This window comes from Streptomyces sp. SID3212, assembly GCF_009865405.1.
Taxonomy (GTDB): Bacteria; Actinomycetota; Actinomycetes; order Streptomycetales; family Streptomycetaceae; genus Streptomyces.
This window is the reverse complement of sequence record NZ_WWJY01000073.1, coordinates 1-6230: the sequence shown is the minus strand read 5'-3', so window position 1 is coordinate 6230 and position 6230 is coordinate 1. Positions and strand designations below refer to the sequence as shown.

Here is a 6230-nt window from a genome sequence, read left to right as displayed (position 1 = left end):
AGCCCGTCCGGCGATTGAGGACATCGGTAAGCGCAACCAACCGCCGGGCAGGCGCTACGCGTCCGGCGTCACCTTCGTACGGGTGCGCCGCCTCGGCTTCGTCGGGGCGTCGACCACCTCGGCCGGGGCCGCCTCGACAGCCGCCTCAGCGACAGGCTTCACCGCACGCGTACGGCGGCGTCGGGGCTTGGCCGCAGCCGCGCCCTCAGGCTCGGGCTCCGACACAGGCTCCGGGACCGCCACCGGCGTCGCAGTCTGAAACGTGGCCTCCGGCACCGCATCCACCGCGCGAGCGCGGCGACGCCGCCGCGGCGTGCGCGGCTCCGTCGAGGCGACCGCGTCCGGCGTCTCCAGGACCACCGCCGTCTGGAACTGCGGCTCAGGCGCCTGGACGGGCGGGGCCAGCGGCTCCAGCCGCACCCGGGGCTCCGAGGACGCCCGGCCGCGGGCCGAAGAAGGGGCCTTCGCCGCGACCTGGACCGGGGCAGAAGTGGCGGCCGGGGCCGAAACCTCGGCCGGAGCCGAAGAGGGGACCGCGACCGGCTCCGCGTCCGAACCGCCACGCGTCCGGCGACGCTGCCGAGGCGTACGCGTACGCGCCGGCCGCTCCTCCCGTACCGCCGTGGCTACCGCCGCCGCAGGCGACTTGCGGCCACGCCCGCCCGTCTCGCCCAGGTCCTCGACCTGCTCGGCCGACAGACCCGCGCGGGTCCGGTCCGTACGGGGCAGGATGCCCTTCGTGCCGGCCGGGATGTTCAGCTCCTCGAACAGGTGCGGGGACGTCGAGTACGTCTCCGGCGGGTCCGGGAAGCCGAGGTCCAGCGCCTTGTTGATCAGCTGCCAGCGGGGGATGTCGTCCCAGTCCACGAGCGTCACGGCGATCCCGGACGCGCCCGCGCGGCCGGTGCGGCCGATGCGGTGGAGGTACGTCTTCTCCTCCTCGGGCGACTGGTAGTTGATGACGTGCGTCACACCTTCGACGTCGATGCCGCGTGCGGCGACGTCGGTGCAGACCAGCACGTCCACCTTGCCGTTGCGGAAGGCGCGCAGCGCCTGCTCGCGGGCGCCCTGGCCGAGGTCGCCGTGGACCGCGCCGGAGGCGAAGCCGCGCTGGGCGAGCTGGTCCGCGATGTCGGCGGCCGTGCGCTTCGTACGGCAGAAGATCATCGCGAGGCCGCGGCCCTCCGCCTGGAGGATCCGCGCGACCAGCTCCGGCTTGTCCATGGAGTGGGCGCGGTAGATGCGCTGCGTGGTGTTGGCGACCGTCGCGCCCGCGTCGTCCGGCGACGTGGCGCTGATGTGCGTCGGCTGCGACATGTACCGGCGGGCGAGCCCGATGACCGCGCCCGGCATGGTCGCCGAGAACAGCATGGTCTGGCGCTTGGGCGGCAGCAGCTGGATGATCCGCTCGACGTCGGGAAGGAAGCCCAGGTCGAGCATCTCGTCGGCCTCGTCCAGGACGAGGGCGCGGATGTGGGAGAGGTCGAGCTTCTTCTGGCCCGCGAGGTCGAGCAGCCGGCCCGGGGTGCCGACGATCACGTCGACGCCCTTCTTGAGCGCTTCGACCTGGGGCTCGTACGCCCGGCCGCCGTAGATGGCGAGCACGCGTACGTTCCGCACCTTGCCGGCGGTCAGGAGGTCGTTGGTGACCTGCTGGCACAGCTCGCGGGTGGGCACGACGACGAGCGCCTGCGGCGCGTTCGTGAGCTTCTCGGGGGCCGCGCGGCCCGCCTCGACGTCCGCGGGGACGGTGACGCGCTCCAGGAGGGGGAGACCGAAGCCCAGGGTCTTGCCCGTGCCGGTCTTGGCCTGTCCGATGACGTCCTTGCCGGACAGGGCGACCGGGAGGGTCATCTCCTGGATGGGGAACGGGGACATGATGCCGACGGCTTCGAGTGCTTCTGCCGTCTCGGGGAGGATTCCGAGGTCTCGGAAAGTCGTAGTCAGGGTGCTGCCTCTTCTGTGAGACGCGACGCGAGGCGAACGCTGGGGGTCGTACCGCACCTGGGTACTCGGCCGGCCGTGGATTGGCCGGATGGCGCGGGACCACTGCCGTCGCTCGAGCGCTCGTGCCGCTGAGGGGGCCCCTCATCTGGGAGTCGTTCGCACCTGTGCGTACGATTCCGCGCGGAGGGCGGTCGGGGCGGAGCCGATCGGGCCACCGACCGGGCATCCTCGTAAGGCCTGGCCGCGGAGGATCCCACAGTCAGACACTGCGATGGCCCGCCGAATACTCGGCAGGCGCATTACCACTGTACCCCGGAATCGCGCACATGTGTCGGGCGAATTCGTCGGAACGGTGGGGTGGCGGTGTCCGACCGGCCCCTTACGGGGTGCGCCGAGCGGGCTATTGTGCGGTCCATGGAGACGCCCGACAACGCCACCGCGCCCGTAGCAGCAGCCCAGGAACCCATTGGAATCGCCGCCCAGGACTGGGAGACGGCCTCGACGGAGCCGCAGTACCGCGCCGCGGTCGTGGATCTGCTGGGAGCGCTCGCGTACGGCGAGCTGGCGGCCTTCGAACGGCTCGCCGAGGACGCGAAGCTGGCGCCGACGCTGGCCGACAAGGCGGCGCTGGCCAAGATGGCCGCCGCGGAATTCGGCCACTTCGACCGGCTGAACGACCGGCTGCGCGCGATCGACGCCGAGCCGACGGAGGCGATGGAGCCGTTCGCGAAGGCGCTCGACGACTTCCACCGGCAGACCGCGCCGTCGGACTGGCTGGAGGGCCTGGTGAAGGCGTACGTCGGCGACTCGATCGCCAGCGACTTCTACCGGGAGGTGGCGGCCCGGCTGGACACCGACACCCGCGCCCTGGTGCTGGCGGTCCTGGACGACACCGGGCACGGGAACTTCGCCGTCGAGAAGGTACGGGCCGCGATCGAGGCGGAGCCGAGGGTGGGCGGGCGGCTCGCGCTCTGGGCGCGGCGGCTGATGGGTGAGGCACTGTCGCAGGCGCAGCGGGTCGTGGCCGACCGTGACGCGCTCTCGACGATGCTGGTGGGCGGGGTGGCGGACGGGTTCGACCTCGCGGAGGTGGGGCGGATGTTCTCGCGGATCACGGAGGCGCATACGAAGCGGATGGCTGCGCTTGGCCTCGCGGCCTAGCTCTGGGGGCACGGCCTTCGGCCGTTTTTGTCCTCAATCGCCGGACGGGCTTTAGGGAGCCGGGTCGGGCTTGAGGGAGCCTCGACGGGCTTGGTCGGCGGCCTCAGTCGCCCGACGGGCTCAGGAGGAACCGGCGCCTCGTCGGGCGCAGCAGCAGGGAGACCACCACCGCTCCCACCGTCGCCGCGCCCGCCAGGGTCGGCAGCGCGTGGCCCGGGCCCAGGGCCATGTGGGTCAGGTAGGCGCCGAAGACGGTGCCCAGGGTGCCCGCGAGGAACACCGTGCGGCGGGCCGGAAGCCGGTGCGGCAGGAGGTGGGCCGCGGCCCACGAAAGACCGAGTCCGAGCAGGACCGAGACAAGAGCTTCCGAGACCACTGCTGTTCACCTCACGACGCCGGGAGTGGGTCCTACGATCATGCGAAACCGCTGATCCGTCACTACCCGCGGTGAACCGGACACAACCCTCGCAGCACGAAGGCCCGGCGGGGTTCCGCCGGGCCTTCGTGTGACTCCTTGCCGAAGGCTAGAGCGCGCCGAATCCGACGCGTCGTGTCGCCGGCTCGCCGATCTCCACGTAAGCGATCCGCTCGGCCGGTACGAGGACCTTCCGCCCCTTGTCGTCCGTGAGGCTGAGCAGCTGCGCCTTGCCGGCGAGCGCGTCGGCCACGGCGCGCTCGACCTCCTCGGCGGACTGCCCGCTCTCCAGAACGATCTCGCGGGGCGTGTGCTGCACGCCGATCTTGACCTCCACCGCTATGTCCCTCCGAACGGTCAGTGCGTTGCGCGGCGAGCCGCGCTGTACGCAGCACACATTAGCCCGGAGAGACCATCGGAAAGACGCCGGACGAGCACGCCCGCAGCGAACACGGGACGCCCGCCCCGGGAACGCCCCCCGCTCAGTGCTGCTCGCTGCCGTGCAGCGGGAAGCCGGCGATGCCGCGCCAGGCCAGGGAGGTGAGGAGCTGGACCGCCTGCTCACGCGGGATCGCGGACTCGCTGGAGAGCCAGTAGCGGGCCACCACCTGGGAGACCCCGCCGAGGCCCACGGCCAGCAGCATGGACTCCTCCTTGGACAGCCCGGTGTCCTCGGCGATCACGTCCGAGATCGCCTCGGCGCACTGGAGGGCGACCAGGTCGACCCGCTTGCGCACCTCGGGCTCGTTGGTGAGGTCCGACTCGAAGACCAGGCGGAACGCGCCGCCCTCGTCCTCCACGTACGCGAAGTAGGCGTCCATCGTCGCCTCGACCCGGAGCTTGTTGTCCGTGGTCGACGCCAGCGCCGTACGGACCGCCTGGAGCAGCGACTCGCAGTGCTGGTCCAGCAGGGCCAGGTACAGCTCCAGCTTGCCGGGGAAGTGCTGGTAGAGCACGGGCTTGCTGACGCCCGCCCGCTCGGCGATGTCGTCCATCGCCGCCGAGTGGTAGCCCTGCGCGACGAATACCTCCTGCGCCGCGCCCAGCAGCTGGTTGCGTCGCGCGCGGCGCGGCAGACGGGTGCCTCGCGGGCGTGCCGCCTCGGTCTGCTCTATGGCTGTCACGCCGCCTCCCAAAAATTCGTTCTGTGCGCGCGGTGCGCCGCGCCGCCATCGTACTTTTGGGCAACGGGGCGGCGTGTGGTGCGGAAGCACAATTTCATGGACCGGACAGCTCAGCGGTATTCGTCCTCGTCGAGGGTCACCGTCCTCGCCTGTTCCGCGGCGTCGCCCTCGTCCGCCTCGGCGCCGGTGCGCAGGCCGTCCTCGTCGTCGGGGCGCACCTCGGCGCGCTGTTCCGCGGCGTCGTCCTCCGGCGTCTCGGTGCCGATCTCGCCGGTCTCACCGATGCCGCCGGTCTCGCCCGTCTCGTCCGGGTCCGTGGGGTCGGCCGTCATCACTGCCCTTTCTCTTCGCGTAGGAAAGGGACGGGGGCGCGAAGGCCCCTTCCTCCGAGAGTAGGAGCAGGGGCCGCGCGGCGCCATGGGGGACTGTGACGGCGAACACACGAATCCGCGCGTGATCGTCTCGTAACATTGCCCGCATGTCTTCGACCGAGCTGCCGGAAACCCTTGCCGCCGCCGTGGCTCCACGGGTCAGCGCCGTACGGATCAGGCAGGGGGAGCGGCTGCGCTCGGTGGTGCTTCCCGGGCTCACCCTGACCGTGCGGTCCCGGCCCGCGACGCACACCGGAGCACCGCCCGCGCTCTACGTCCACGGACTGGGCGGCTCGTCGGAGAACTGGTCCGCGCTGATGCCCCTCCTGGCGGGCGCGGTGGACGGCGAGGCCGTCGACCTGCCCGGCTTCGGGGACTCGCCGCCGCCGGACGACGGCAACTACTCGATCACCGGCCAGGCCCGCGCGGTGATCCGGCTGCTGGACGCGGGCCGGCGCGGGCCCGTGCACCTCTTCGGCAATTCGCTCGGCGGCGCCATCGCCACCCGCGTAGCCGCCGCCCGCCCCGACCTCGTCCGGACGCTCACGCTGATCTCACCGGCGCTCCCCGAGCTGCGGATCCAGCGCAGCGCCCTCCCCACCGCACTGGTGGCCCTCCCCGGCGTGACGGCGCTCTTCGGGCGGCTGACCCGGGGCTGGACGGCGGAGGAGCGCACCCGCGGCCTGCTGGCCCTCTGTTACGGCGACCCGTCGCTCGTCACCGACGAGGAACTGGCCAACGCGGTCAAGGAGATGGAGCGCAGGCTCGAACTCCCCTATTTCTGGGACGTGATGGCCCGCTCGGCGCGCAGCATCGTGAACGAGTACACCCTCGGGGGTCAACACGGTCTGTGGCGGCAGGCCGAACGGGTCCTGGCGCCGACGCTGCTCGTGTACGGGGGCCGGGATCAGCTCGTTTCGTACCGTATGGCCCGCAAGGCGTCGGCCGCGTTCCGTGATTCACGGCTCCTGACGCTCCCCGAGGCCGGGCATGTTGCCATGATGGAGTACCCCGAGCAGGTCGCGCAGGCCTGCCGGGACCTCATCGACGACCACCACAGGAGCTGACCGGGGCGTGGGACGACACAGTCGCAAGGGCGCCGTTCCGCAGGGCTCGCGGAACAGAGGCGGCCAGGCGCCCGGCGCACCGGTCGCCGACCCCCCGGCCGCGGGACCCGACGGTCCCGAGGACGGCAGGCGGCGCTCCGGCGGC

At 72.0% G+C, this 6230-nt stretch carries 7 protein-coding genes; 2 read left to right on the top strand and 5 right to left on the bottom strand.

Annotated features, from left to right (window positions below; all coding sequences use genetic code 11):
• Positions 1-54 precede the first annotated feature (54 nt).
• A complete protein-coding gene (locus tag GT042_RS02625) occupies positions 55-1878 on the bottom strand; it encodes a DEAD/DEAH box helicase (protein WP_237530416.1) in 1824 nt (607 codons plus the stop codon).
• Between the two features lie 483 nt (positions 1879-2361).
• Between GT042_RS02625 and GT042_RS02620 the strand changes: the two genes are divergently transcribed.
• Positions 2362-3108, top strand: coding sequence for a ferritin-like fold-containing protein (locus GT042_RS02620; protein ID WP_161307080.1), 747 nt, complete (start codon positions 2362-2364; stop codon positions 3106-3108).
• A gap of 103 nt (positions 3109-3211) precedes the next feature.
• Here the strand turns inward: GT042_RS02620 and GT042_RS02615 are convergent, their stop codons facing one another.
• The 4 genes from GT042_RS02615 to GT042_RS02600 all read right to left on the bottom strand — a co-directional run bounded on the left by GT042_RS02615 (position 3212) and on the right by GT042_RS02600 (position 4979).
• The gene (locus tag GT042_RS02615) at positions 3212-3484 is read right to left on the bottom strand and encodes a hypothetical protein (RefSeq protein ID WP_161307079.1); all 273 of its coding nucleotides are present in this window, start codon (positions 3482-3484) and stop codon (positions 3212-3214) included.
• 148 nt (positions 3485-3632) lie between these two features.
• The gene (locus GT042_RS02610) at positions 3633-3860 is read right to left on the bottom strand and encodes a DUF3107 domain-containing protein (protein WP_161307078.1); all 228 of its coding nucleotides are present in this window, start codon (positions 3858-3860) and stop codon (positions 3633-3635) included.
• Between the two features lie 145 nt (positions 3861-4005).
• On the bottom strand, positions 4006-4647 hold the full coding sequence (locus GT042_RS02605; protein ID WP_161307077.1) for a TetR/AcrR family transcriptional regulator: 642 nt from the start codon (positions 4645-4647) through the stop codon (positions 4006-4008).
• A gap of 110 nt (positions 4648-4757) precedes the next feature.
• Positions 4758-4979 carry a hypothetical protein gene (locus GT042_RS02600; RefSeq protein ID WP_161307076.1) on the bottom strand — a complete coding sequence of 74 codons (222 nt, stop codon included), beginning with the start codon at positions 4977-4979 and terminating at the stop codon, positions 4758-4760.
• A gap of 146 nt (positions 4980-5125) precedes the next feature.
• On the opposite strand from GT042_RS02600, the gene GT042_RS02595 reads away from it, so the two are divergent.
• Positions 5126-6085, top strand: a complete 960-nt coding sequence (locus tag GT042_RS02595) for an alpha/beta hydrolase (protein WP_161307075.1) — start codon at positions 5126-5128, stop codon at positions 6083-6085.
• Positions 6086-6230: the final 145 nt, after the last annotated feature.